Origin of the sequence: Pseudoalteromonas rubra (assembly GCF_000238295.3) — a bacterium.
In the GTDB taxonomy this organism is placed as follows: Bacteria; Pseudomonadota; Gammaproteobacteria; order Enterobacterales; family Alteromonadaceae; genus Pseudoalteromonas; species Pseudoalteromonas rubra.
This window is the reverse complement of sequence record NZ_AHCD03000020.1, coordinates 439,471-465,161: the sequence shown is the minus strand read 5'-3', so window position 1 is coordinate 465,161 and position 25,691 is coordinate 439,471. Positions and strand designations below refer to the sequence as shown.

Annotated in this window: 23 protein-coding genes; 8 read left to right on the top strand and 15 right to left on the bottom strand. The window is 48.8% G+C overall.

Annotated elements, in window-relative coordinates; genetic code table 11:
* The first annotated feature begins 37 nt into the window (after positions 1-37).
* Entirely contained in the window at positions 38-844 is an 807-nt protein-coding gene (locus PRUB_RS02080) for a 3-deoxy-D-manno-octulosonic acid kinase (protein WP_010383024.1), read from the top strand.
* A 28-nt stretch (positions 845-872) separates the two neighbouring features.
* On the opposite strand, the gene hldE is transcribed toward PRUB_RS02080, so the two are convergent.
* The 3 genes from hldE to PRUB_RS02065 form a co-directional block, all read right to left on the bottom strand.
* Positions 873-2,318: a bifunctional D-glycero-beta-D-manno-heptose-7-phosphate kinase/D-glycero-beta-D-manno-heptose 1-phosphate adenylyltransferase HldE gene (gene hldE, locus PRUB_RS02075; protein ID WP_010383025.1), complete on the bottom strand. Its 1,446-nt coding sequence runs from the start codon at positions 2,316-2,318 to the stop codon at positions 873-875.
* A complete protein-coding gene (locus PRUB_RS02070) occupies positions 2,315-2,908 on the bottom strand; it encodes a D-sedoheptulose-7-phosphate isomerase (protein WP_010383026.1) in 594 nt (197 codons plus the stop codon). Before PRUB_RS02070 ends, hldE begins: the two co-directional genes overlap by 4 nt.
* A 90-nt stretch (positions 2,909-2,998) precedes the next feature.
* On the bottom strand, positions 2,999-4,447 hold the full coding sequence (locus PRUB_RS02065) for a capsule assembly Wzi family protein (RefSeq protein ID WP_010383028.1): 1,449 nt from the start codon (positions 4,445-4,447) through the stop codon (positions 2,999-3,001).
* A 147-nt stretch (positions 4,448-4,594) separates the two neighbouring features.
* Here PRUB_RS02065 and waaA point away from each other — a divergent pair, with 147 nt between their 5' ends.
* Both waaA and PRUB_RS02055 read left to right on the top strand, forming a co-directional pair.
* The gene (gene waaA, locus PRUB_RS02060) at positions 4,595-5,866 is read left to right on the top strand and encodes a lipid IV(A) 3-deoxy-D-manno-octulosonic acid transferase (RefSeq protein WP_040645092.1); all 1,272 of its coding nucleotides are present in this window, start codon (positions 4,595-4,597) and stop codon (positions 5,864-5,866) included.
* Complete coding sequence (locus PRUB_RS02055; protein ID WP_010383030.1) at positions 5,867-6,412, top strand: DUF1415 domain-containing protein; 546 nt, start codon at positions 5,867-5,869, stop codon at positions 6,410-6,412.
* A gap of 30 nt (positions 6,413-6,442) precedes the next feature.
* Here the strand turns inward: PRUB_RS02055 and PRUB_RS02050 are convergent, their stop codons facing one another.
* The 5 genes from PRUB_RS02050 to purL all read right to left on the bottom strand — a co-directional run bounded on the left by PRUB_RS02050 (position 6,443) and on the right by purL (position 14,325).
* The gene (locus PRUB_RS02050; RefSeq protein WP_010383031.1) at positions 6,443-6,763 is read right to left on the bottom strand and encodes a YdbL family probable chaperone protein; all 321 of its coding nucleotides are present in this window, start codon (positions 6,761-6,763) and stop codon (positions 6,443-6,445) included.
* An 11-nt stretch (positions 6,764-6,774) separates the two neighbouring features.
* The gene (locus PRUB_RS02045; RefSeq protein ID WP_010383032.1) at positions 6,775-6,954 is read right to left on the bottom strand and encodes a YnbE family lipoprotein; all 180 of its coding nucleotides are present in this window, start codon (positions 6,952-6,954) and stop codon (positions 6,775-6,777) included.
* Between the two features lie 12 nt (positions 6,955-6,966).
* Positions 6,967-9,558 carry an intermembrane phospholipid transport protein YdbH family protein gene (locus tag PRUB_RS02040; RefSeq protein ID WP_010383033.1) on the bottom strand — a complete coding sequence of 864 codons (2,592 nt, stop codon included), beginning with the start codon at positions 9,556-9,558 and terminating at the stop codon, positions 6,967-6,969.
* Positions 9,559-9,693: 135 nt separating this feature from the next.
* Positions 9,694-10,236, bottom strand: a complete 543-nt coding sequence (locus PRUB_RS02035; protein ID WP_021032860.1) for a hypothetical protein — start codon at positions 10,234-10,236, stop codon at positions 9,694-9,696.
* 204 nt (positions 10,237-10,440) lie between these two features.
* On the bottom strand, positions 10,441-14,325 hold the full coding sequence (gene purL, locus PRUB_RS02030) for a phosphoribosylformylglycinamidine synthase (RefSeq protein ID WP_010383035.1): 3,885 nt from the start codon (positions 14,323-14,325) through the stop codon (positions 10,441-10,443).
* 183 nt (positions 14,326-14,508) lie between these two features.
* Here purL and mltF point away from each other — a divergent pair, with 183 nt between their 5' ends.
* Together mltF and PRUB_RS02020 are read left to right on the top strand one after the other, a co-directional pair.
* Positions 14,509-15,897, top strand: coding sequence for a membrane-bound lytic murein transglycosylase MltF (gene mltF, locus PRUB_RS02025; RefSeq protein ID WP_010383036.1), 1,389 nt, complete (start codon positions 14,509-14,511; stop codon positions 15,895-15,897).
* 118 nt (positions 15,898-16,015) lie between these two features.
* Positions 16,016-16,180 (top strand): hypothetical protein, encoded by a 165-nt coding sequence (locus PRUB_RS02020; protein ID WP_010383038.1) that lies wholly within the window; start codon positions 16,016-16,018, stop codon positions 16,178-16,180.
* Here the strand turns inward: PRUB_RS02020 and tadA are convergent.
* Complete coding sequence (gene tadA, locus PRUB_RS02015; protein ID WP_010383040.1) at positions 16,171-16,692, bottom strand: tRNA adenosine(34) deaminase TadA; 522 nt, start codon at positions 16,690-16,692, stop codon at positions 16,171-16,173. The genes PRUB_RS02020 and tadA overlap by 10 nt on opposite strands.
* 170 nt (positions 16,693-16,862) lie before the next feature.
* Here tadA and PRUB_RS02010 point away from each other — a divergent pair, with 170 nt between their 5' ends.
* Positions 16,863-18,167, top strand: coding sequence for an inosine/guanosine kinase (locus PRUB_RS02010; protein ID WP_010383041.1), 1,305 nt, complete (start codon positions 16,863-16,865; stop codon positions 18,165-18,167).
* 46 nt (positions 18,168-18,213) lie between these two features.
* Here the strand turns inward: PRUB_RS02010 and glsB are convergent, their stop codons facing one another.
* From glsB to PRUB_RS01990, 4 genes are all read right to left on the bottom strand, one after another.
* The gene (gene glsB / locus PRUB_RS02005; RefSeq protein WP_010383042.1) at positions 18,214-19,143 is read right to left on the bottom strand and encodes a glutaminase B; all 930 of its coding nucleotides are present in this window, start codon (positions 19,141-19,143) and stop codon (positions 18,214-18,216) included.
* A gap of 117 nt (positions 19,144-19,260) precedes the next feature.
* Positions 19,261-19,824, bottom strand: coding sequence for a phosphoribosyltransferase (locus PRUB_RS02000; protein ID WP_010383043.1), 564 nt, complete (start codon positions 19,822-19,824; stop codon positions 19,261-19,263).
* Positions 19,825-20,462: 638 nt separating this feature from the next.
* Positions 20,463-21,017 carry a hypothetical protein gene (locus tag PRUB_RS01995; protein ID WP_010383044.1) on the bottom strand — a complete coding sequence of 185 codons (555 nt, stop codon included), beginning with the start codon at positions 21,015-21,017 and terminating at the stop codon, positions 20,463-20,465.
* Position 21,018: 1 nt separating this feature from the next.
* The gene (locus PRUB_RS01990; protein ID WP_010383045.1) at positions 21,019-21,324 is read right to left on the bottom strand and encodes a helix-turn-helix domain-containing protein; all 306 of its coding nucleotides are present in this window, start codon (positions 21,322-21,324) and stop codon (positions 21,019-21,021) included.
* 209 nt (positions 21,325-21,533) lie between these two features.
* On the opposite strand from PRUB_RS01990, the gene PRUB_RS01985 reads away from it, so the two are divergent.
* Positions 21,534-22,076, top strand: a complete 543-nt coding sequence (locus PRUB_RS01985; protein WP_010383046.1) for a DinB family protein — start codon at positions 21,534-21,536, stop codon at positions 22,074-22,076.
* A 28-nt stretch (positions 22,077-22,104) separates the two neighbouring features.
* Here PRUB_RS01985 and PRUB_RS01980 read toward each other — a convergent pair whose 3' ends face one another.
* On the bottom strand, positions 22,105-23,601 hold the full coding sequence (locus tag PRUB_RS01980; RefSeq protein ID WP_010383047.1) for a Calx-beta domain-containing protein: 1,497 nt from the start codon (positions 23,599-23,601) through the stop codon (positions 22,105-22,107).
* Between the two features lie 347 nt (positions 23,602-23,948).
* Between PRUB_RS01980 and PRUB_RS01975 the strand changes: the two genes are divergently transcribed.
* Positions 23,949-24,173, top strand: coding sequence for a hypothetical protein (locus PRUB_RS01975; RefSeq protein ID WP_155946336.1), 225 nt, complete (start codon positions 23,949-23,951; stop codon positions 24,171-24,173).
* 56 nt (positions 24,174-24,229) lie between these two features.
* On the opposite strand, the gene PRUB_RS01970 is transcribed toward PRUB_RS01975, so the two are convergent.
* Positions 24,230-25,342, bottom strand: a complete 1,113-nt coding sequence (locus PRUB_RS01970) for an FAD-dependent monooxygenase (RefSeq protein WP_010383050.1) — start codon at positions 25,340-25,342, stop codon at positions 24,230-24,232.
* Between the last annotated feature and the right edge of the window lie 349 nt (positions 25,343-25,691).

Genomic DNA, 25,691 nt, shown 5'->3' with positions numbered 1-25,691 from the left:
CACCCGATCTTAAATAAAACCCACTATTTTGCAACCTATGAGATTCTCCCTGACAACAAAAGCCGTTACACTGGGCGTTTATCCATTCAGCCCCTGCTATTATTCGGTCATGCTAAAAATTGAACAACATCATAATCACTACTTGTTGCGCACCAACCATACGCCAGATACTTTATCTCTGGACTGGTTCGACATGGCATTCTGGCAGCGGAATAATGCCGTTGTGACCTCAAAACAAGGTCGTGCAGCAGCCTGGTTCGTACGCTATACCAACCAGGATATTGCTGTTCTCAAACACTACTGGCGTGGCGGGTTAATTGGTAAGTTACTCAAAGATCAATACCTGTTTACAGGCCTCAAGAACACCCGGGTATACCTCGAACTACACCTGCTGAACCAACTCGCCGACTTAGGCTTGCCAGTCCCCACCCCTTTGGGTGCCAAAGTAACCGTATCAGCGGGGATTTATCGCGCCGATATCCTGACACATGCCATCTCTGGTGCACAAAGTCTGTGTGAACGGCTACAGTCGGCGCCACTCAGTGCACAAGACTGGCAGCAGGTTGCTGCCACGCTGGCGCGCTTTCATCACGCAGGCGCCTATCACGATGATTTAAACTGCAACAATATTCTGTTCGATGATTGCGGGGAAGTGTACCTCATTGATTTCGACAAAGGTGCGTTAAAAACGCCTGCAAAAGAATGGCAGATGGCCAATATTGACCGTCTCGCACGCTCACTTAAAAAAGAAGCTAACCGCTCTGCGCAGTTCTTTTGTCCACCACAAGACTGGCAAAGCTTTATCGATGCCTATCAAAGTGAGATGAAAAAAAAGCCGGTTTAAAACCGGCTTCTTGTATCGTCAGAGGTCGCTATTCTGTCTCTCTTGCTTTCGCAATGATATTAGAGGTTGAGCAACCATCCAGAAACGCTAACACTTCTACCTGACCTCCCATAGCAAGGACATGATCTGCTCCTGCTATTTCAGATACCTGGTAGTCGCCACCTTTGACCAGTATGTGCGGGCTGATCTGTTCAATCAGCTTAGCCGGTGTGTCACCCTCACTCTCTTTGCCAAACGGGATCACCCAGTCGACAGAAGCCAGAGCGGACAGGACCATAGCCCGCTCGTTCAGGGGGTTAATTGGACGCTCAGGACCTTTCAAACGAGAAATTGAATCATCGTTATTCAACCCGACCACCAACCGGTCTCCTCTGGCTTTCGCTTGTGCCAGATAACGCACATGGCCTGCATGCAGAATGTCGAAGCAGCCATTGGTAAACACTATTTTTTCGCCATTTTGTTTGGCAAATTCAATGTGCTTAAGCACTTCTTCATACGGGGTTTGATAATGCTCACCAGTCTGACGCAAATACTGTCCCAGTTTGCGGCTCAGTTCTTCTGGTGTCACAGTAGCAGCGCCCAGTTTAGCAACCGCTATCCCCGCCGCTAAGTTCGCAAGCTCTACCGCTTCACTGGGCGATAGTCCAGCACCCAACATAGTCGTTAATGTCGCAATAACGGTATCTCCCGCACCGGTAACGTCACTGACTTCCTGAACCTGCGCTGCGAAATCATGCTTCTCATCCTGGGTGATCAGGGACATACCCTGTTCAGAACGAGTCAAAAGCATAGCGCCAATGCCTGCTTGCTTTATCAGACTACGGGCGCTCACCGTCAAAGCTTCTTCACTGCTGGAATCACCACCGGCCAAACGGAATTCATTGAGGTTTGGTGTAATATAATCCGCGCCCCGATAACGGGTCAGATCAGACGATTTAGGGTCAATCAGTACCGTTTTACCCGCAACCTTGGCCACACTAATCATTTCTTCGATGCAGCTTAAGGCACCTTTGTTATAGTCTGAAAATAGAACAAAATCATAGTCATTAATGACTTGTTCCAATCGCGTCAGCAACAGTTGGCTGTGAGACTGCACAAAGGGCTCTTCCAAGTCTAATCGTACGACCTGCTGGTGACGACTGATGACACGCATTTTGGCAATTGTCGGCAACTCCGCAACACTGACGAGTTGTGAAGCAATTTGTTCTTTTGCCAGAATAGACTCCAGCTGGCGACCATTGTCATCTTCACCAATCAGGCCCAGCAACCCAACCTGGCCATCCAGGTGAGCAATGTTCTTCGCCACATTCGCCGCCCCACCCGCTTTATCTTCAAGGCTGCTCACCTTGACCACGGGAACAGGCGCTTCTGGTGAAATACGGCCTGTATTACCATGCCAGTAACGATCCAGCATCACATCACCAACCACCAGGACCTTCGCCTGGTTTAAGTTTCTCAGTGCATTCAGATTCATGCCGACTGCTCCGCAATTACCATATCCACTGCCTCACATAACCAATGCCCGATAAACATATGGGCTTCCTGGATCCGTGCGGTCTCATCAAAGTCGATGATAATTGGCAGCTTGGCAATGTCTTTCACAGTACCGCCCGTGCGCCCGGTCAAGGCCACAGTGAACGCACCAATGTCATTGGCCGCCTGCAATGCCAGGTTAATATTCTCACTGGTCCCTGACGTGGTCAGGCCAATCACCAAGTCTTGTGGTTTACATAGCGCTTGCACCTGGCGTTCGAATACCGTATTGAAATGATAGTCATTGCTGTGTGCCGTTAAAATAGAGGTATCAGTCGTCAAAGCAATCGACGCCAGAGGACCACGTTCGAGTTTATAGCGGACCACAAACTCGGCTGCCAAATGCTGAGCATCGGCCGCGCTGCCACCATTACCAAACCAAATCACCTTGCCACCTGCCTCTAAGGTTGCTTTGCAGGCAGCCAGTAATTCCACGGACTGAGTGTGATAATCAGCCATTTTTGCGAACAACGCCATATGTCGCTCTAAGCTGGCCTGATAGCTTTGTTTGATGTGATCATTGATTGACATAGTGATCCTTAATAAATAATGCGACTCTGTCATCGTGACAAAGTCAAAAACTAACCCGTGTTAAATTAAATGGTGACGCTGTGCGTCAGACTACCAGTATACATTGACAGACAACCAAGTGTAGCTTTCGCCAAAGACATCTTTGCCGTAGGTCAGTGATGTCTCTACTTGCTTGTCATACATGCGCCGAGTATTGGCAAGCTGAAGTTGTCTGGCCTGCTCGTAGTCTCGTAAATGCACTCTGTCGAAAGTGACAAATCGGTTGCTATTCTTGACCGTCGATAGCTCCAGGCGCCACATTGAATCCAGGTTTTCTCGATAAGTCACCTCGATCAAATGACCTTTCCCAGGTACACCATCGTAAAGAGTGCGCTGGTTCGCCACCGCATGACCTACAACAAACCCATCTATCGTATTGCCTTGCGTTGGGTAAATATAGTTCTGGTACCACAGGCTATGCATATTGGTATATTCATATCTGAATGTCAGGTCTTGCGTCAGGGCTGGTAGATAAAAACCAAAGTTAGAAGCGATGTTGCCAAACTGGTAGTTCTTGTGGTCTTTCGTGTCTTCGCCACCATACTCAAAATACCACTCTACTGGCATCAACCAGCTGGTTTTAACGACAGAGGTAATACTTGCCCACTGATCGCCAAGTTCTTCATCTGAGCTCCCAACCTTGTCAACATTGTCGTTGCCCGCGGGATCAAAGTAGGCTTTTAAGACATCTTTGAAGCCAACTTCCCTTGGTCCACCGCCAAACTGCATCATTCGGTTGATGCCTATTTTCCAGTTTTCAAGTGGTTCAAAACTAAGATGAGTACCCGCCAATTTTGGCGTACCATCATGACGTTTGCCTTGATACAAAATGCCCTTTTCAACATGCTCAAGCTCGGCGTAAAACAATTCAAAATCAAAGTTCCACCAATTATCCAATGGCAGATTCAGACCCAAAGAGGCCGATAATGGCGCTTGTGCATTGTTTGAATACACCTGAGCACCATGTTTAAATGGCGAAAACCAGTGCTCTTTATAGCCCAGTGTCAATTGTAAATTATCTCCCCCTATCGCATAGAAGGTATTGTAAGGCACCACCTTACCAGACTCGACACGATACTCTGCGCCAATCTGAACCAGACTCATATCACTGCCGCGCCAGATCCCATCAAACGATAACTCAGCATACTCACTACTGTAATTGCCCCTGTCATTGGCAAGTTGTTGTACTTCGCCGGAATCAACCCGCAGCTTAATACCACGACGTGTAATTGCGTCCCTTTCCAGATAAGGGGCAAGTCGAGTTTTAATGCTTTGATGCAATGCAGGGTCAACCTTCACAAGCTGAGACAAGGTTTTATTAATTTCGGTTATGCGATACGGCTTCGCCATTGGCGTAGTGCCTGTCAATGCAAACATCTGGTCTATCTGATATTCCAGAAGATTGTCTTTACCCAAAGGCAAAAAAGCGGTTGGCATGGCAAAAGCCTGCGCTGCGCCCAGCAGACACAAAGTAGAAAGCGTGATAGTACGAAAGGACAACTTAAAACCTTTAAAATTGGAGATTTTGCCCGATCCTAGCAAATTCCCGTCCGCTGAGCACCTCAACAACTGTGATAATTTGTACGTGTGTTATCGCTTTTTCAGGCGGACAAGTTAAAATAAGCGTTTTTTATACTGATGGCTGTCATGATTAGACGTTTATACTCCCTGCTGCTGCTGATTTTATGTCCATTCATCGTACTGTACCTGTACGTTATCAGAGGAAAAAAGAACCCCCTGTATAAAGCGCATTTTTGCGAGCGATTTGGCTTTGTCCCTACAGCGGCTGCAAAGCAGGCCGTGGTTATCCACTGCGCTTCGGTGGGAGAAGTACTGGCTGCTGCGCCCCTCATAAAAGCACTGCTAGAAGCACATCCTGATGCCCCCTTTGTGCTTACCTGCAACACGCCAACAGGTCGCGAGCAGCTGAATCAACTCTTTGGCAACAGCGAACGAGCTATCACGATTTGCTATTTACCCGTTGATTTTGCTTTTGCAGCACGGCGCTTCATCAGACAACTCAGGCCGAGAATATTATTAGTACTGGAAACTGAGCTGTGGCCGAACCTGTTTTATTACGCCAATAAGGCACACTGCTCGGTCGCCGTCATCAATGCCCGCCTGTCCGAAAAGTCACTCACAGGATATCAAAAAGTGGCTTCCCTGAGCCGTTTTTTAATGCAGCAAATCTCTATGCTGGCCAGCCACAACCAGGAAGATGCCGAGCGTTTTATTAAACTGGGACTGGCACCAGACAAAGTCACCGTAACGGGCTCTATCAAATTTGATATTGCCCTGGATAACGTTCAGCAAGGCAAGATTGAGGCAATAAAAGCACAGCTCGGCACGCGACCAGTGTGGGTTGCCGGCTCTACCCATCCCACAGAGCATGAACAAGTGTTAACGGCCCATCAGCAGTTACTGGCCCACCAAAGCGATGCACTGTTGATCATTGCGCCCAGACACCCAGAACAATTCGATAAAGTTGCCGCTTTAATTGAAGCGCGGGCACTCAGCTACAGCCGTCGTAGCCAGGATTACACGCCGTCATCACAGGTCTTGCTGGCAGACACATTAGGCGAACTTAAGTGGTTATACGGATGTGGACAAATCGCCTTCATTGGCGGCAGCCTGATTGAACGGGGCGGGCACAACCCGCTTGAAGCAGCGGCCTGTTCGGTCGGTGTGCTGACCGGACCACATACCTATAATTTTGCCCATATATACCCTGAACTGTTTGCGCTGCACGGTGCCATTGAGGTGGCGGATCAGCAAGCGCTGGCTGATACTTTATTGGTTTACCTGCGCTCACAGCAAAGCGCAATAGAATTGGGCACACATGCAAAAGCGTGTCTGGCACGCAACCAGGGTGCCATTGTACGCAGTATTACTATGATCAACTCTCTTTTGGGAAAATAAATGCACCATATTGCCGTCCAAGCGATGCAAAACTGGGTCAGCTCAGTGATTGTCAAATACAACTTCTGCCCGTTTGCTCGCAAAGAAGTGGAACAAAACGCGATCCACTACCGAGTCTGCGAATCACAAAAAGCGGAAGATGCCGTGATGGATATGCTGGATGAGTGTCAGGCTCTGACGGAAACACCAAAGCGCGAAACCAGCTTACTCATCTTTACCCAAGGTTTCACAGATTTTGATGCGTTTTTAGATTTGGTAGACCTGGCAAACGCACTGTTAGTTGCCCAAGGCTATGAAGGCACCTTCCAGCTTGCCAATTTCCACCCGGATTACGTTTTTGCAGATTCAGAGCAAGATGATCCAGCCAACTACACAAACCGAGCGCCTTACCCTGCTTTACATGTCATTCGCGAAGCCAGTATGGCTGAGGCCCTGGAAAGTTATGATGATCCAGAATCTATTCCGGATAACAACATCAAGCTCGCACGCCGAAAAGGCGCGGCCTTCTGGCAACAACTGTTACGTCAGTGCCAGCAAACAGATTAACTGTCCGGGCGGAGAACTCCGCCCTGAACGCTATTTTTTAACCCACTTGCCATCGACTTTCACGAAATGGCCCGGTGCGGTTTTCGCAAATGTTTTCTTGGCTGCCATGGCTTCAACCTGGCTCAGACTAATGCCATTTTTCTTAGCAAGTTGCTGGTACTTAGCCTTGCGTTTACTGTTTACTTCTTTCACCAGCTTTTTCACTTCACTGCTGCCCTTGATCACGCCCAGATAACCCGCTGCGGTCTCACCTACTAAGCCCTGCGACTTAGCATCATCCAGGGTAATGGCAAATACCGAAAAACTCATACAAGCGGCGGCAATCGTAGTCAGTAACTTAGATGCGTTCATGATCTGGCTCCTTAGAATAATTCACTGTCATCGCTGAACAGATCGTCCAGCTCTTTGTCGACCTTAACACGTATCTCGTGGTCAACTTTGACGTTTAAGTTGATGGTGATAGGCTCTTTGGTTTCTACCTGCACTTTATGTGTACAAGCCGATACCAAACAAGCAAACACCAAAGTTAGCATCCATTTCATGCTGAGTTGCTCCTATTGATTTAACGCTTTTTCCACTGCCTGAGTAATTTCATCACTCAGACGCAACGCCCTGAACAGGGTATAAATATTCTCACTGTGCGTATAATTGAAATTCACAGGTTGCTTTTGCTGTTTATTTTCTCCAGCAATTTTAACGGCCAGCTCCAGCTGCCCATCTTGTGCCATATTCACATCAGCACTTAAGGTTTCAATACTCAGTTCATCCAACACACCGAACACTGTCTGCAACTCCGGGCGCTGAGACTTTAACGCATTAAACGACGCATTGTCCTCTACTTTCAACATGCTATCTACTACATTACTCAAATAGCCATCGCGGATCTCGGCCTGTCCGTTGCGTATGAATACCGGTAGCCTGCCAGAGACCTGGCCATGCAACTCAACCCCAGACTCACGACCAGCCTCTGAAATCAGCATCAAATCCAGGTCGCTGGCCGTCACCAAAATTTCCTGATCTTGCTTATCCAGTAAGACCTGCTCAGCCGCAAGCTGACCGCTGAACACCTTGGCGCTAAACTGGCGTAGCACGGGCAAATTATTATCTGAGGTTATCTGGCCGCGCACGTCTGTCAATACGGGGCCAGAGCGTACCTCGGTGATACTCATGGGTGCAGGCTCTATCATGAGCGATCCCGAATGCCACTGCCCCTTCAAAGGCAAATTCAGTCCAGACACATAGTGGTGCTCATACAAAAACGAGGCATCATCCAAGCTAATTTCAAAGTCAAAAGCCTGGCGTGATAATTCACCCGATACACTGGCATTGATCAGGCCCTGCTCTACTTTGAGTTTAGGCACAAACTGGCTGGCCACAGACTGAATCGCCCCCAGGCCATGCTCGGCCAACGTCAACGTAAAGGGCATCAGCCCGGCTTCAACGCGGTGCGTAAGCTGTAATTCAAGGTTATCATGGGTCAATAAATGAGTCAGTGCCAGCTGTTCAGTACCTTCGATGTCGCCTTCGCTGCGTATTGCAACTTCTCTAAGTACCAACTGCGGATGAGCCACCAGCTCTATAGTTGAGCGACCATTGAGTTTGCCAACAGGCCCCTCAGGTCGTAATGTACCACTAAATGTCAGCTGCTGATGTAGTTCTTTACCTCGCACGTCCTCGCGTTTAAACGAACCAACCCGAATATCAGCGTTTACATTAACCACCAGCGAGTCATCAATTTCACCATGGCCTGCCATTATCAGATTGCGCCCCTGCACCCCACTGATCTGATATCGCTCTACCTCAGCGTCGAGCTGCCATTGTAACTGCTCAAACGGCACCTGTTGCGCTGTGTCACGGCGCTCGCTCATTGCGATGAGAGCCTGAGCTGACACAGAGGTAGTCAAATTGTCTAGCATCATTGCTTCCGTCGCTACAGATTGAGCCTGTGGTTTTGCTGTGACATTGAGCATCAACTGTTCGGTCACTTTGCCCTGTAATGAAAAGTCACTGCGCATGTTCAATGCCTGCCAGTCGATGGGGAGCTCCTCTGGTGCCTGCGCAACCTCAAAAGTCACCATGCCCTGACTTTCCAGTTGTGTCCCTGCCAGCAAAAAATCGACTTGCGCATCCAGCAACTGAAATGCCTCACTGTGATGCGACACCATCAGTTTGCCCTGCATCTGCTGTGTAGGCAGCTGATAGACAAACTCACTCAGGGTGAATGTACTAACATGTGCAACATCCTGCACGCTCAAAAGCGGCAGTGTAAGGGCCTGTGTGGTAAGTGTAACGGGCTCCGATATACGTGCCTGCCAGTGCCCGGACCAGATGCTGTTTTTCCAGTCTGCTGGCAGCTCAGCCAGCAACGCTTGGCACTCAGCGACGGCCAAGTCAACAGGCAGCTGACGCAAATCCAGCGTTGCGCGCTCGTCTGTAAAGTCCCATTGCCCCGTAATCACACCCTTGACCTGGATCTCGGGCTGGCACTGAGGTAAAGCATAGTTCAATGTGCTCTGTAACTGGATATCAGCGCTGATAGCCTGACCGTTGAACTCGGCTTCAACTTTGCCAGTGAGTGCAGACACACTCACAGGGAGTTTCGCCTCACGCAAAAACATCTGTACAGCCGGACTCGATAGCCTCAGTGCCGCACGCAGCTTGGTATCACTCAGGGCAACGTCGGCCTCGACATCCCCGTTAATGGTAAAAGCAAAATCATCGGTTTGCTTAACGCTCAAATTCAGCGGTTCAGGCAATAATGGACTGGATACAGTGAGCGCCTCAACCTCAACCGTGGGCATGCCTTCAGGTAAATCAAGCTGTAAAGGTGCAGGCGCATAGGTCACCTGAGTGTTGTTATCCGTCTGAGTTTGCTGATGAACCACCCTCATGCTCCCCACCTGGAAGTGGTCGCCATCAAAGGTAGCATCGCGGAGCTCAACGGATACGGCTTCACTGCGCCAGCACATACGCTCGACGGCAAGTCTGTCCCAACTGTCTACGGACCAATCCAGACATTCAAGCAAGCCCTGCTCCTCGGTTAGTATTTGTTTACCAATCGTCAGCGTCAGTGGCACGCGAAAATAATAGACCGTGATCCCTAATGTAAACAGAGCAAATAGCAGAATAAGAAAAAAGCGCCGCATCGGTACCTGGTATTCAATGAAAACTGGCTTAAGTGTAAGGGATCTTACTGACGATGTAATGTTTGCCCAAGTAAGAAGATGTTAAGTTCGCAAAAACCTCTTACAAATAGGCCATTATGTCATCAGCTAACGGATTTACAGCTTGCCTTTGCGCTTGAGCTCTTCGAGCCTCTCACGCTCAGCGAGGATCATTTTAATCATATTGACGCGGATATCGGCTTCGAGTTGCTTGTATTCAGAGAGCTGCTGTTCCAGCAGTGCAATTTCATCCACTTTAGCACTGTCACGATATTGCTTCAAACCAATGTGCTCAACGAGCACCGCATCCGATAACACTTCTGCTTCTTCGTGCTCCTGCACCTGAAGACGGCGCTGTTGCACAGATTGCATGAGCTTACTGAGCTGTGCCTGTAGCTTACGGATAAACGCCTGGATCAATGCCATGGCTTTTTCCAGTTCCTCGTAGTCCTCTTTGAATACCGGGTTGTCTTCTTTGTACTGACCCGCCTCTTCATCCAGCTCTTGTGACAGTAAGGGAGGGACCGTATCAATCTCGTCACGATTCTGCATATCCACACTGACCTTAGATTCAGACGCTCTATCGCTGTTATTGCGCACTTGCGCATGCGATACCGACTTGCTTACAGAAGCACTACCTGGGTGTACTTGTATGTCCATACTCACTCCTTGACTGTCATTATTGGTCTGTAGGCGTCGCTCTGCGCCTGGAGGTACCTCTAATTCAACCATTGTATCGGTATTTACATAGAATACTTGAGGAGAGAAAGTATACGGCATGAATAATACCAAACCATGAACACAATGATGTGACAGGCAATAAAAAAGGCCACCGAAGTGACCTTTTTCAAACAAGCTAAACAATTAGCCGATATTCTTACGTGCGTTACGGAACATGCGCATCCAAGGGCTGTCCTCTTTCCACTCATCCGGGTGCCAAGAGTTCGCTACGGCACGGAATACACGCTCTGGGTGTGGCATCATAACTGTTGCACGACCATCAGTTGATGTAATACCGGTAATACCCTCTGGTGAACCATTCGGGTTGTTCGGGTATTGCGTAGTCGGCTTACCAAAGTTATCCACGTACTGAACGGCTACTGTGCCAGACTCAAGCGCCGCTTTTACTGCTGCGTCGTTGGCAAACTCAGCATGGCCTTCACCGTGTGAGACTGCGATTGGCATACGAGAACCAGCCATACCCTGGAAGAATACTGACGGGCTTTCTTGTACTTCTACAAGGCTGAAGCGTGCTTCAAAACGCTCTGACTTGTTAGTTACAAAACGTGGCCAGTGCTCAGTGCCTGGAATAAGCTCTTTCAGAGTTGATAACATCTGACAACCGTTACACACACCTAAACTGAACGTATCTTGACGTTCAAAGAAGGTTTGGAACTGATCGCGTGCCATATCATTGAATAGAATTGACTTAGCCCAGCCTTCACCCGCACCCAGTACGTCACCGTAAGAGAAACCACCACACGCTACAAGACCTTTAAACTCTTCTAGTGTTAAGCGACCTTCAAGGATGTCACTCATGTGTACGTCTACTGCTGCAAAACCTGCACGGTTAAATGCGGCGGCCATTTCAACGTGTGAGTTAACGCCTTGCTCACGCAAGATGGCCATCTTAGGCTTAGCACCTGTTGCGATGTAAGGTGCTGCAACGTCTTCATTTAAGTCAAAGCTTAGTTTAACGTTCAGACCTGGATCTGTTTCGTCAAACTTAGCATCAAATTCTTGCTTAGCACACTCAGGGTTGTCACGAAGTGCCTGCATCTTATATGTGGTTTCAGCCCAAATAGTACGTAGTTCAGTACGTGTATTTGCCAGTACGGCTTCACCGCCACGGTTGAAGATTACTTTGTCTTCTGTGTTTAGTGCACCGATAGTGTGGCTGATTGTTGCAAGGCCATTATCAGCAAGAATTGCTTCAACTGCTGCAAGGTCGTCATTGCGAACCTGAATTACTGCACCCAGCTCTTCGTTATAAAGCGCTTCGATGTCAGAACCTATCAGGCTATCAAGATTTACCGTGACACCGGTGCGACCTGCGAATGCCATTTCAGCGACAGTTGTGAATAAACCACCGTCTGAACGGTCGTGGTAAGCAAGTAGCTTCTCATCCGCGACAAGAGCCTGCATCGCGTTGTAGAAACCTTTTAATAGCTCTGGGCTATCTACGTCAGGCGTCTTATCACCAAGCTGCTTGTAAACCTGTGCAAGGCTTGATGCACCCATACGGTTTTGACCTGCACCTAAATCAACTAAGATCAGGCTTGAATCGCCTTTGTCAGTACGAAGCTGAGGCGTTACCGTTTTACGAATGTCTTCAACACGGCCAAACGCAGTGATGATCAGAGAAAGTGGTGCTGTTACCGCTTTGTCTTCACCTTTGTCTTGCCACGTGGTTTTCATCGACATTGAGTCTTTGCCAACCGGGATCGTTAGACCCAACGCCGGACACAACTCTTCACCTACGGCTTTAACCGCTTCGTAAAGACCTGCGTCTTCACCTGGGTGACCTGCTGCTGCCATCCAGTTTGCTGATAACTTGATATTCTCAAGACCACCAATGTTTGCACCAGCAATGTTAGTGAGCGCTTCTGCTACTGCTAAACGTGCAGAAGCACCGTAGTTTAGAAGTGCCGCAGGTGTGCGTTCACCCATTGACATTGCTTCACCGTGGTAAGTATCAAACGCAGCTGCTGTTACAGCACAGTTTGCTACTGGTACCTGCCAGGGGCCAACCATTTGGTCACGGGCCACCAGACCTGTCACCGTACGGTCACCAATGGTGATAAGGAATGTTTTCTCAGCGATAGTTGGTAGACGAAGTAAACGTTTAGCGGCTTCCTCAACGTTGATGCTGTCAGTGTTAAGGGCTTGACCTTCAACTTTCTTTGACTCAACGTCACGGTGCATCTTAGGCGCTTTACCAAGCAGGACTTCAAGCGGAAGATCCACAGGGTTGTTGTCGAAGTGGCTATCTGCAACCGTTAGGTGACGCTCTTCAGTTGCTTCACCGATCACTGCGTACTGCGCGCGCTCACGCTGACAGATGGCTTCAAAACGGTCAAAGTCTTCAGCGGCTACGGCCAGTACATAACGCTCCTGAGATTCGTTACACCAAATCTCGTGTGGTGCCATGCCCGGCTCATCGTTCGGGATGTTACGTAGCTGGAATTTACCACCACGGCCACCGTCATCTACCAGCTCAGGGAATGCGTTTGAAAGACCGCCCGCGCCCACATCGTGAATAAACGCGATGGGGTTCTCGTCGCCCAGCTGCCAACACTTGTCGATCACTTCCTGACAACGACGTTCCATTTCAGGGTTTTCACGTTGTACAGACGCAAAGTCCAAGTCTTCATTTGACTGACCCGATGCCATTGATGATGCAGCACCACCACCCAGACCGATGTTCATCGCAGGGCCGCCCAGTGCAACTAGCTTAGCACCGACAGGGATTTCACCTTTTTGAACATGCTCAGTACGGATGTTACCCAGGCCACCTGCCAGCATAATTGGCTTGTGGTAACCACGTACTTCTTCACCATTGTGGCTGTTCACTTTTTCTTCGTAAGTACGGAAGTAACCAAGCAGATTAGGACGACCAAATTCGTTATTGAACGCCGCACCACCCAGAGGACCATCGATCATGATGTCGAGTGCATTAACAATGCGACCTGGCTTGCCGAAATTGCTTTCCCACGGCTGCTCGAAGCCAGGGATACGCAAGTTAGATACCGTAAAACCAACCAGGCCTGCTTTTGGCTTAGAGCCGCGGCCAGTAGCGCCTTCGTCGCGAATTTCACCACCTGAACCCGTTGATGCACCAGAGAAAGGGGCAATCGCGGTTGGGTGGTTGTGGGTTTCAACCTTCATCAGGATTTCAATGTTTTCCTGATTGTAGCTGTACTCCCCCTCTTTATTCGGGAAGAAACGACCTGCTTTTGAGCCTTTCATTACCGCTGCGTTATCTTTATACGCAGACAATACATTTTCAGGGTGCGTTTCGTATGTGTTTTTGATCATTTTGAACAGCGACTTAGGCTGCTGTTCACCGTCGATTGTCCAATCGGCGTTGAAAATTTTATGACGACAGTGCTCAGAGTTCGCCTGTGCGAACATGAATAGCTCGATGTCGTTCGGGTTACGCCCTAGCTTTTGGAAATTTTCTACCAGGTAATCAATTTCGTCATCCGCCAGCGCAAAGCCTTGCTCAACGTTTGCAGTCGCAAGCGCTTCACGGCCACCGCCAAGAATGTCTACCGATGACATTGGGCGCGGCTCTTCAACGCGGAATAGCTGACCGGCATCTTCCAGCGAGCTATGTACCGACTCTGTCATGCGATCATGTAAAAGCTTGGCTACCTCATCGATCTGCTCTGCACTCAGCGCGCCCTCGACATAGTAGGCAATACCACGCTCTACGCGGTGTACTTTATCCAAACCACAATTGTTGGCGATGTCAGTGGCTTTCGATGCCCAAGGCGAAATCGTACCAATTCGCGGCGTGACTAAAATCAGGGTTCCTTCAGGCGCATGTTCGGCAATGGTCGGGCCGTACTTTAAAAGCTTGCTCAGCTTGTCCAGTTCAGACTCAGAAAGTTCCGCTGTCAGATCAGCAAAATGCATGAACTCGGCATACACACCAGTCACTGGCAATTGCGCATCGTTACAGCTTTTAAGGATTTTTTGAACTTTGAAATCAGAAAGTGCAGGTGCACCACGTAGGATCAACATAGGTATTTTCATCCGGGGTTAAGGATTGAACGATATTTTGGGCCGCCATTATAGTCGATTTGCCCTCCTTATTTAACTCAAATTTAGCAATTATCGAAAAAAAGCCCCTTCACAAAAGCACCGTTAATTGCGAGCATGGAGCGGTCTGTCACTCTCATTTGATCAAGGAGCCAAAAGTCACTTATGCGTTTGCTTTCCTCTGTGCTGGTACTGTGCTGTGTATTGCTATTAAGCAGCTGCGAAAAAATGCCTGCCACTCAATTACAACAGATCAAAGCGCAGGAAGTGATCCGCATTGGCACCCTGGTGGGACCCGCGACCTTTTATCAGGGCATTGGCGGTGAACAGGGGTTTGAGTATGAACTGGCAGAGCAGTTTGCCAATGAGCTCGGCGTTGAGTTACAAATGGTGCCTTTTTTCAGCCTGAAAAAACTGTTCGAACGCCTGCAAAGTGGTGATCTGGACATGGCAGCGGCAGGGCTCAGCTATCACCCTCAGCGCGCGGCCCATTTTCGTTTTGGCCCCAGCTATCGGGAGATCAGCCAAAAGTTGGTCTTTAAACAAGGCAATACCCGACCTCGCAACTTTGCCCAGTTAACCGGACCTGTCACCGTTTTAGCGGACAGCCACCATGTGATCTCTTTGCAGGCTGCACAAAAGCAGTACCCAGAGCTCAGCTGGCAAACCGTCGATGACCGGGATCAGGAAGAGCTATTACAAGGGATCATCGACGGCGACATACAATACACAGTGGTCGATTCGCACTCGCTGGCCCTGTTCCGACGTTACCACCCCAATGTCAGCATCGCATTTTCCGTCACTCAGGCCGATCCGGTTTCCTGGGTGCTGCGCAACGAAAAAGACGATTCTTTATATGCACTGCTGCCGCCGTTTTTTGCCAAAATGCAGCAATCTCAGCAACTCGCCGCGCTCGAAGAGAAGTACTTTGGTCATGTCAGACGCTTTAATTACGTCAACACCCTGGCTTTTGTCGAAGCGAGTAAAACCACACTGCCTAAATATCAGCACTGGTTTATGCAATATGCTGAGCAGCACCAGCTGGACTGGCGTTTACTCGCCGCACTGAGCTATCAGGAATCAATGTGGAATCCCAGGGCTAAATCGCCCACCGGTGTACGCGGGATCATGATGCTCACACAGCGCACAGCCAAACAAGTTGGCGTAACACACAGGCTCAAACCGGAACAGAATATTCGCGGTGGCGCTCGCTATTTACGTAAACTCATTAATCGCATCCCCAAACAGATAGGTACGCCAGACAGAACCTGGTTTGCGCTTGCTGCGTATAATGTGGGGTGGGGCCATGTGAATGATGCACGTAAGCTGACGATACGTCAGGGTGGCTCGCCAACCAGCTGGGCAGAGGTGAAAAAACGACTACCACTGCTGACTAAAAAGCGCTACTATCGAGAGACAAAATATGGATATGCGCGCGGCGATGTGGCAGTGACCTATGTAGATAATATTCGCCGATACTACGACGCCCTGATCTGGTTGGACGAAAATGGGGCCCTTCAAGTCAATACAGACTCAGAGCAACCAGCCCAATGATCTACAAGGCGTTCCGTTAAGTACCCGGTACGGTATTCAGAGCCTGTCATCAAGTTGACATACGAATACGCTATAGCTGTCGCGCGTAGTTGTTCTCTCACTAAAAATGGAGGTTACGATGCTAAGAAGACGTCGAACTCATCAGTTTAAACGTAACACGCGCAACACGAATCCAAATCGTCGCCGTATTATGTTACGCAACATCAACCGTAAGATTTTATTACGCCGTCGCATCTATGCACTGATCCAAATTGCGGCAGACGAAAGAGCGGCTCAATCCTGAGCTGCTTGGTCGTTAAATCCGGCTTGCCTGGCTTTTTTCTGCGCCTTGATCTCTTTGCGTCGACGCCTAAAAAATGCCGATAATTTCTCGCCACATTGCTCGGCTAAGACCCCGCCGGTCACCTCAACCTGGTGGTTCAGTTTCGGCTCCTGCAGCAAATTCATGATTGACCCCGCAGCCCCCGTTTTCGCATCCGAGGCACCAAACACCACCCGTTTAATTCGGCTATGTACCAGCAAGCCAGCACACATAGGACATGGCTCCAGCGTGACATATAAAGTGCAATCTACCAGACGATAATTTTCGATGCGCTGACCTGCATCCCGGATCGCCAGCATTTCCGCATGGGCCGACGGATCGTGACAACAAATAGAGCGGTTCCAGCCCGCGCCAACCAGCTCACCGTCTTTTACCACAACGGCACCAACCGGGATCTCATCTTCCTGCTCGGCCTTGTCGGCATACTCCAATGCACGCTGCATCCAATAAAGATCTTGCTGTTGTTCGTCCACCTAAATGCTCCTGGGTACAAAATGGGGGATATTCTAGCGTATTGTCGCGAACTGCGCACTGTGACAGTTATATTGCTAAAATTAGCAAATTGCCATGGCTCAATGACATCAATTTAAGCTATAATTCGCCGCTTTTTTTATTTGACGAGCTCAACACACACGGGTAAAACATGAAATTTCCGGGCCGCAGAAGACATAAACATTATTTTCCAGTCGAAGATAAAGACCCTATAATTAACCAGTTACATGTCGTTGATCGACTTAAACGCAACTACATTTGTGGGATAGACCAAATTGTAGTAGACATCGAAGCTAAGGTCGATCAGGCCTTCCTGGATGAGTTTGGGTTGCAACGCGGTATGTCTCAAGTGATAGACAATGATGTCACCAATGCGCTTTACGATCGCCTGAAACGTGATGACATGATTGACTATGAATTTGCTGGCGGCACCATTGGCAACACCATGCACAACTATTCAGTGCTGGCTGATAGCCGCTCGGTGTTACTGGGCGTCATGAGCGAAAACATCCAAATAGGCAGTTATGCCTATAAGTTTTTGTGCAATACCTCCAGCCGGGTCGATCTCGATTATCTGCAACCCGTTCCGGGTCCCATCGGCCGCTGCTTTACACTGATTGACGACAGTGGCGAGCGGACCTTCGCCATCAGTGCCGGCATGATGAACCACCTTAAACCTGAGTCTATTGACAAGTCATTGATTGAACACGCCTCAGCATTAGTGATCAGTGCTTATCTGATGCGTACTTCAGGTGAAGAAACTATGACTCAGGCCACCATGCAGGCAGTGAAATATGCCAACGATGCCGGTGTGCCCGTGGTATTAACGCTGGGCACTAAGTTCCTGATTGAGCAAGATCCGACCTGGTGGGCAGAGTTCGTTGAAAAACACGTCGACATTCTGGCCATGAATGAGGAAGAAGGCGAAGCCATCACCGGTTTTGACGACCCGTTGCTGGCCGCTGACAAAGCGCTGGACTGGGTTGATTTAGTGATCTGTACAGCCGGACCTAAGGGCCTGTTTATGGCCGGTTACGTGGATGATGAGAAGAAACGCGAAACCGAGTACCCGCTGCTGCCAGGCGCTATCCCTGAATTCAACCAGTATGAATTCTCCCGGGCAATGCGCCGCAGTGCGTGTAAACAGCCAATCAAGGCGTATAGCCATACCGCCCCTTACATGGGTGGCCCGGATACCATTAAAAATACCAATGGTGCCGGAGATTGTGCATTGGCGGCAGTCTTACACGACCTGTCGGCGAACGTCTATCACAAGCTCAACGTGCCAAATTCAGCCAAACATGAGCAGCACGCCATTACCTATTCTTCACTGGCACAGATCAGCAAATATGCTAACCGCGCCAGCTATGAGGTATTAGTACAGCACTCACCGCGCCTGTCGCGTGGCCTGCCAGAGCGCGAAGACTCGCTCGAACAAACTTACTGGGACCAGTAAGCAAAAACGGGAGCCATGGCTCCCGTTTTTTGTGTCTCACTGTCACCTAAAATAATGCGGTGCCCAGCTTTTCAGCCAGTAACTCAAGCGCCGCAATACCCGCAACGGAATTACCGACTTTATCGAGCCCCGGTGACCATACCGCCACCGTAAAGCGACCCGGTGCGACAGCAATGATGGTGCCCGACACCCCGGATTTGCCCGGCATCCCCACCCGATAAGCAAAGTCTCCGGCAGCATCATACAAACCACTGGTAAACAGCAAAGAATTAAGCTGCTGGGTTTGACGTGTACTTAGCACCTGCTGACCACTTTGCTGACATACTCCACCCGTTGACAGATAAGAAAATGCCCGTGCTAGTTCGCAGACATTGAGCTCAATGGCACAAAAATTAAAATACGACCACAGCACCTCTTCCACCTGATTGTCAAAGTTACCAAATGATTTCATCAGGTAGGCCATGGCGGCATTGCGATAACGATGATCGTACTCAGATTGCGCCACCACCTTGTTAATGGCCACTTTTGGATTCGCCGTGTGGCAGCGATAACTTTCCAGCATAGTGTGGATAGGCGCACTCAGGCGGCTGAACAAGGCATCGCAGGTAACAATGGCCCCGGCATTTATAAAGGGATTACGGGGGATGCCATTTTCAAACTCAAGCTGCGTGAGGGAGTTAAATGCCGTCCCCGACGGCTCTTTGCCCACGCGTTGCCACAGCTCATCACCATAACGCTGTAACGCCAGCGTCAGGGTCATCACCTTAGAGACAGATTGAATGGTAAAACGGCTGTCACAGTGGCCGGCACTGAAGGTCTGTCCGTCGGCAGTTTGCAGTGCAATAGCAAACTGCCCCAGTGGCTGCTCAGCCAGCGCAGGAATATAATCAGCGACCTTTCCCTGCTGGGAGAAGGGCTGAACCTGCTGTGCAACGTGTTGCAAAATAGCCTGATAATCGGGCGTGGCTGTTGTCATAGAAAACGGTCATCATCTCAAAAAGCACAATAGCGCGAGTGTAACAGATCTATGGCCACAAAAAAGCCGCGCTGAGCAGTGTCAGTGCGGCTTTTTATTGATGCCTGTTGGCCCGGCTTACTTGGCAAACAGCTCTTTGATATTGGCCAAATCTGATTTACCAGCGATCAGCTCATCCGGCGTTAAGCCTGATAATTCGTGCGGGAACACCAGCCACTCGTCCGACTCGTGGATAAAGTAATCCGGCGTCATAGGGACTTTTTTATTGGTCGGCTTGTAATACGGACAAGCAACACGAATGTCTTTTGGCAGGTTCAGGCGCATCAGCTCTTCGAGTTTTTCACGCAGCGCATAAATACTGCGGCCCGAGTCAAACACATCGTCCACAATCAGCAACGAGTCGCCCGCATTGGCGTTTTCAACAATATAATGCAAACCGTGTACTTTGATCTCTTTCGACTGCTTGCCAATGCCGTAATAAGACGAGGTACGCACTGCAATGTGGTCGGTTTCTATGCCTTTGTAATCATAGTATTCCTGAACTGCAATCCCGATAGGCGCACCACCGCGCCAGATGCCGATAATAAAGTCAGGACGAAAGCCGTCTTCATAAACCTGAGCGGCCAGTCGAAATGAATCTTCAAGTAATTGTTGCGCCGTGATATAGCACTTGTCAGACATACAAACCCCGTGTCATTGAGCAAAGAACACCGCACCACTGCGAGCCTACAGATACCTGCACAGACAGCACGGCTGAGAATAACGTATAACCGGGTATTTTAGCTGAGTAAAATTAAAATTGCTTGCGCTAGCGCAGTTTTTTTACAGGATGATGACTGAGTGGAAGTGGAACGCTGATCGCTTAACCTGGGCGTAAATGAATGACTGACGGTGAAACACTTTTACCGCCAGTCTGATACCCGTGCTTTAGCCGGTAATCGAATAGCCCCGAAGATGGTAATTAAATGAGCCTGACACCTGAGCGCCACCCAAAGCGCACACTGAGTAAAGACCCGACACAGGGGCTACCAGGTTAAAAGCCTTTAAGACTTGGGGGGCTTTTCAATTGGCTGACTTCTTGGTGGTAAATTCGTATCACCGGGCTTGTTAACCCCACCCTGAACTTTTAACAAATCTGCTTTGCTGATGTTTTTCATTCCTATGCTTCCTCGCTATTTACTGGCACACCCTATGGGATTGCACTCAGCATGATGAATTTATTAATACAAATACACACTTTGCGACCATTAGTAAACCCCGGTTTGTAAGCATGTCCGGCACTAAAGGCTCCTAACAGTCGCGCCAAGCATTTTGTACTACTAATCGGATGCTTTAGTAGCAAAGCTTTCCCCACGCTCCTTATAAAAAAGTTCACGGGCTGGCGTTTTGACGGCATAAGTCAACAAACATAAGTACATCAGCAAGTTTAATGAGATCATTATAAAATTGCGTATATCATTACTCATTATCCAGCCATCAATCAGGTAGAACTTATATAACCATACCTCAAGGTATTTAAATGCAGCCAGAACAAAGTCAACAAGATGCAACAATATCAACCCTATCTCTTGCACCGAGAAGTGATGATTTTTATAAACGCGCAAGAAGAAAGAGATACCTGTCAACTGATATATAAAAAGCGCAATTCGACTACGGTAGACGACAGGCACTACGATTAACATACATATCACCATGTTGTACAAATACATGTGCGTCGTCCAGGTATAACTAACCTTGTATAGGGCTAAATCGACGATCTCCAAAATCAACATCAAGAGCAAAAAATATCGTGAGCCTTCATACTTCCATGTATATAGCAAGGCAGCTAGTATAAATGGGAAGCCTGAATAACTAAAAATTGTATAAAAATCCATCTTACGACTCCTCTTCTTCGTTTTGCTTTTCCGGGCTGGCTGATGGCTTGTCGCTTAAGAAACTGAAATACATGGCAACCAGGTCCTTGCCAAAAATCATAAAGATATCCAGCAACTGGGCACTGGTCATATCCGTTTTGCCACTTTCCCAGTTACTCACCGTTGACTGGTCAACCGCTGACGACATTTTAGCGGCCAGATCTTTCTGGCTTAAGCCAAGTTCATTACGCATCTGACGAATGGAGCGCTGGACCAGGCGGTTAAACCGCTCTATTTCCTGCTGTCGCTTCCTTGGGCTATGCTTCATTCTTTTTTCCACGGGTTAAAATTGTAAACAGATAATTACCACAGGTTAACCAGAGCAACAACTGAATTGCGCAGGCTTAGGGATATCTATGAATATATTCATCACTCCCTTGCCTTTTTTGTCTATCTTTATAAATACTTACCAACTACTTGTATTAGTTTTGTACAGCGTTTATAACACCCACTCTATCCGCCATGAAGGAAACGCCCATGAGCCAACTTACCCAGTTCAGATTGCTGGCCGACTATAATCAATGGATGAATCACAAGATCTATACCGCCGCCGCGCGACTCAATGAAACCGCCTTAAAACAGGATCGGGGGGCTTTTTTTGGTTCGATACTGGGCACCTTGAACCACCTGGTTGTGGCCGATCTTATCTGGCTCAAGCGCTTTGCTGCCATTGAAGCCTGTGCCAGTGTGCTAGCACCTGTGGCTGCGCAGCCCGACCCCACCAGCCTGGCTCAATGTATATTTGAAGACCTGGCGCAATTAACGGATTATCGTCAGTGGCTGGATAAACAGATCATCTATTTGTTGCAAGCGTTACAGGAAAGCGATTTAGCGGGCACACTGACCTATCGCAACACCAAAGGCGCGACCTATCAGAAACCCTTTGCCAGTTTACTGACTCACTTATTTAATCACCAGACGCACCATCGTGGGCAGATATCTACGCTGTTAAGTCAGGCGGGAGAAGACCTCGGGGCAACCGATCTGGTGTTGCTGGTTGATGATATAGAAAAAGCGTGACCTCACAGGGAGGTCACGGTCATGCAGATTACTCACAGCCTTTTTGAATACTGGTTGTCCAGACCTTCAATATAAAGTCGTTATAATCGCGGTCGTTTTGGTCTTCCCAATACTGTTTGTCACCATAAACACGATAATTGGTGGTCAGCTGGTTAGGATTGCCGTTAATGGATAGCACATAGTCATAACTGGCCCCTTCAATGACATCATAACTGCCTGAGCCACCGTATTCGTCCAGCAGTTTCACGTAACTGCCATTCACCCGGACACCCCAGTCATTGTTGTAGCCTGCGCTTTCGCTGACAAACTGATAATGAATGCGGGTATAATTATCAGGGATACAGGCAGGGTCGTTGTCTTCTATGGTGCCCGAAACAGATGCGGAACCACTGGTGTGTGTTGCGCCCTCAACCACCAAGGTCAGCGCCTCGCTGTCTTCATGGCTGTCATCGTCCAGGGTAGCAATGCTAATGGTCGCACTGGTCTCGCCCGCAGCAATCGTGACGCTGGCAGATGGCGAGGTGTAATCACCGGCAGAGGTGGTGTCATCCAGCACACTGACGTCGAGCGTCACATCCTGATAATAAGCATTACTTAAAGTCACTTGATATTCGAGCTGACCCCCTTCCGATACCGTATCCGTCACTGCTTCTACCGTGAAGGTCGGTTCAGGATCAGTTTCACAACTGGGTGTGGTGTAGCAGGCCACTGCCTGATCGGTATTCACCGCCAAATCGTTGAGCCGCACCGGCACCGTAGCCAGTAAACAGGTATTACCCGACTGAGGATTGAGTTTGTAAAGCTTAGAGCGATTCACATGGCCATAGTCGTTGATCAGGGTGCGACTGACAACCACTTCTCCGGCCTGATTTAACGCAGCCCCGGTGGCAGCGGTTAGGCTATGATTGGCCAGTTTAGTGGCCTCGAAGGTGGTTTTATCTATCTGATAAACACTGCGACTGGTGATCAAATACCAGTTACCATTTTGGATCACTAAGTCGCCACGAAACTTGCCTTTGAGCGATCCCAATGCACCCAGCTCTGTTGCTTCACCCGTGTTTTTATTGATTTCATAGAGCTTTTTAAAATCGGTGCCCAGCAGCGCATCGCGCTCAGGATCATACACCATACTCAGCACCTGAGAGGTTCTGCCCACCAGTGTGTGTGTATCGGTAGCAAAATCATAGTATGCCAGGCGCAAATATTTAAAGCGCTTGCCCTCTATCGGCAGGTGCGTTAACTGCTCTGCACTGAGGTTCAGGTGACTCACGTCAACCTGGTATTCAAACGGTCTGGGCGCTGACACATAATACATGCGCTTGCTGGCCGGATCATAAGCCAACGCTGAGGCACTAAATTCCGCCAGCGTTTGTGCGTAAGCACTGTTATCTTGTTCGTTCAGACCAAATAAAATCCCCACATCGCCACGACCCGCATTAATGCCATATAGCTGGCCGCTACAGGTATTCGCGTAAGAAACAGAAGACGCCACCAGGGCAATCAAAGAAAGTGATGTTTTTAGCATGGTAATAAACTCGTTCGGTTCATCCAAATTCAGGCTAATACAACACAAAGTAATGACACATCTACCTCCGCTGTATGATGCGATTTCCTATTCCATTAGGAGTGAGTGCTTCCATTATTATCTTTGCAATCTGAGGCCATGATGCGCGCCAAAACACAAAAAATCAACAATAAAATAAGAACAATGGATTAATTTTATACCATAAAAGCACCATAATCAGATTTTCTGAATAATCTCAGTACAATACAAGCCGCTTGATTTTTAGTCAGCGCGTACCTATTGAGAAGTTTAATTAAGCAAAAGGAATAACGCTGATGAACAACGACGACCTGACCCTGATGCAGATAATGCTAAAAGCAGGGCTAATTCTCACACTGAGTGTACTCAGCATCTGGTGTCTGATCAGGATAGTGAAATGGGCCAAAGGGATGCCCAAAGCCGCTTATCTGGTGATGGCGATTTTTCCATTGCTGTCTTTGTTTCCCATTCCACCGCCCGTATTTAAAAATGTGGCAAAGGCGAAGCAAGAGCAGCGTAAAAAGAAAGAAGTGCCCGGCGACCCGCTAGAATAACCGCCTTTAGAATCTCACTCTATAACAACGCCAGCAGGCCTATCCAACCCCTTATACTACAAACTCAGCCCCTGCATCCATATCTGACTCAGCTGAGCCAGGGATACGCCTGACGGCGCAGTCGATTCCTCACGACGCCCGGAAAATAGCTGCTGCGCTAATTGCCGCCCAGCCACCTGAGCCATTGTCGCTTTTTCAATCCTCAGCTGATAAAACCTGCCAAGTACCACGCTGAGGTCATGCTGCTGTGACATCAGGCAGCTCAACAGCCAGGCGTCTTCCAGTGCCTGACACGCCCCTTGTCCTGACGTAGGTAATGACGCGTGCGCTGCATCGCCAATCAGCACCATATTGTCTTTATGCCAGTATGGGAGAGGCTCCAAATCATGGACAAAAACGGGCCGGACCGATTCAGTTTCCGGGTCCCTCAGTACCGCCTGAACTGCTTCAGCCCATCCGCCAAATCGCTGCTTTAACTCACCCAGCCAATCGCGCTGACTGCAATTTTTATCAAGCGGTGTGCGCCACGCCCCAGCCCAGTAACACGTATCCGGCTTTACGGGCACAATGCCGAAACGTTCACCCGGACAACGAAAGTCGCCAATACTGTTTGCTAAGGTGCCAGGCTCAAGCTGGCTGATCCCTATCACATTGATAAACCCCTGATAGCACGGTGACACTGGCGAAGTAAACAGCGCCTCACGCACCACTGAGTGCATCCTCCCATCAGCGCCAACGACTAAATCATATGCCAGTCTGAGCTTATCGATATCCTGCTCAGTCACTGTGGTTGCAAATGCAATGGATACTCCCTGCGCGCTAAGTGCGTCACCCAGTATTCGGATCAAATCACGGCGCAGTATGGTCACTGTCGCGTGACCACTAAGCCGATTTAGCTCATCAATATCCAGCGCATTTCGCCGATTTCCACTGCGGTCATACTGACACACAAGCCCGGGTGTCCCCCCGGCTCGAATGATGTCCGATGCTAACCCCATTTGCGCTAACACAAACATCGCGTTAGGCCATAACGTGACGCCAGCCCCCATCACCCTGTGCGCGGCTGCACGCTCGTACACCTGCACCTCATGCCCTTGTTTGCTTGCCAGCAGAGCCAGTGCCATACCAGCAACGCCAGCCCCTATAATCGCAATTCGTTTTTTCTGCATTATTCACTCCATTCAATATCTTGAGTGCAGTGTGACAAAGCAGCTTAGTGGGATAAATATGGTATTATGGCTTTGTAAATCCCATTTATTGGGATAGTAAAACCTGCGCGAACAGCCATGTTCACTGAATGCGGGTTTTGAGTAGTTTTATAAAAAATGATGAAACTGGTTTGCAGAAAAAAGGCGCTCAACGAGCGCCAATTTAGAAAGGGTAATACCACAAAGCATCACCCCAGAAAAAAGAACAGAAAATAAAATTCTTTTTACCTACTTAATTTTATCACTTCTTAAAGCAGCACTTTTATTTAACCTCTTCAAAGGAATAAAAGCAAAGAAAAACAAGAAGAAA

Bases quoted from the DNA above. Each gene is read 5' to 3' on its own strand.
- PRUB_RS02080 (WP_010383024.1), top strand. From the start codon at position 38: ATGAGATTCTCCCTGACAACAAAAGCCGTTACACTGGGCGTTTATCCA.
- hldE (WP_010383025.1), bottom strand. From the start codon at position 2,318: ATGAATCTGAATGCACTGAGAAACTTAAACCAGGCGAAGGTCCTGGTG.
- PRUB_RS02070 (WP_010383026.1), bottom strand. From the start codon at position 2,908: ATGTCAATCAATGATCACATCAAACAAAGCTATCAGGCCAGCTTAGAG.
- waaA (WP_040645092.1), top strand. From the start codon at position 4,595: ATGATTAGACGTTTATACTCCCTGCTGCTGCTGATTTTATGTCCATTC.
- PRUB_RS02055 (WP_010383030.1), top strand. From the start codon at position 5,867: ATGCACCATATTGCCGTCCAAGCGATGCAAAACTGGGTCAGCTCAGTG.
- PRUB_RS02050 (WP_010383031.1), bottom strand. From the start codon at position 6,763: ATGAACGCATCTAAGTTACTGACTACGATTGCCGCCGCTTGTATGAGT.
- PRUB_RS02045 (WP_010383032.1), bottom strand. From the start codon at position 6,954: ATGAAATGGATGCTAACTTTGGTGTTTGCTTGTTTGGTATCGGCTTGT.
- PRUB_RS02040 (WP_010383033.1), bottom strand. From the start codon at position 9,558: ATGCGGCGCTTTTTTCTTATTCTGCTATTTGCTCTGTTTACATTAGGG.
- PRUB_RS02035 (WP_021032860.1), bottom strand. From the start codon at position 10,236: ATGGACATACAAGTACACCCAGGTAGTGCTTCTGTAAGCAAGTCGGTA.
- purL (WP_010383035.1), bottom strand. From the start codon at position 14,325: ATGTTGATCCTACGTGGTGCACCTGCACTTTCTGATTTCAAAGTTCAA.
- mltF (WP_010383036.1), top strand. From the start codon at position 14,509: ATGCGTTTGCTTTCCTCTGTGCTGGTACTGTGCTGTGTATTGCTATTA.
- PRUB_RS02020 (WP_010383038.1), top strand. From the start codon at position 16,016: ATGCTAAGAAGACGTCGAACTCATCAGTTTAAACGTAACACGCGCAAC.
- PRUB_RS02010 (WP_010383041.1), top strand. From the start codon at position 16,863: ATGAAATTTCCGGGCCGCAGAAGACATAAACATTATTTTCCAGTCGAA.
- glsB (WP_010383042.1), bottom strand. From the start codon at position 19,143: ATGACAACAGCCACGCCCGATTATCAGGCTATTTTGCAACACGTTGCA.
- PRUB_RS02000 (WP_010383043.1), bottom strand. From the start codon at position 19,824: ATGTCTGACAAGTGCTATATCACGGCGCAACAATTACTTGAAGATTCA.
- PRUB_RS01995 (WP_010383044.1), bottom strand. From the start codon at position 21,017: ATGGATTTTTATACAATTTTTAGTTATTCAGGCTTCCCATTTATACTA.
- PRUB_RS01990 (WP_010383045.1), bottom strand. From the start codon at position 21,324: ATGAAGCATAGCCCAAGGAAGCGACAGCAGGAAATAGAGCGGTTTAAC.
- PRUB_RS01985 (WP_010383046.1), top strand. From the start codon at position 21,534: ATGAGCCAACTTACCCAGTTCAGATTGCTGGCCGACTATAATCAATGG.
- PRUB_RS01980 (WP_010383047.1), bottom strand. From the start codon at position 23,601: ATGCTAAAAACATCACTTTCTTTGATTGCCCTGGTGGCGTCTTCTGTT.
- PRUB_RS01975 (WP_155946336.1), top strand. From the start codon at position 23,949: ATGCTAAAAGCAGGGCTAATTCTCACACTGAGTGTACTCAGCATCTGG.
- PRUB_RS01970 (WP_010383050.1), bottom strand. From the start codon at position 25,342: ATGCAGAAAAAACGAATTGCGATTATAGGGGCTGGCGTTGCTGGTATG.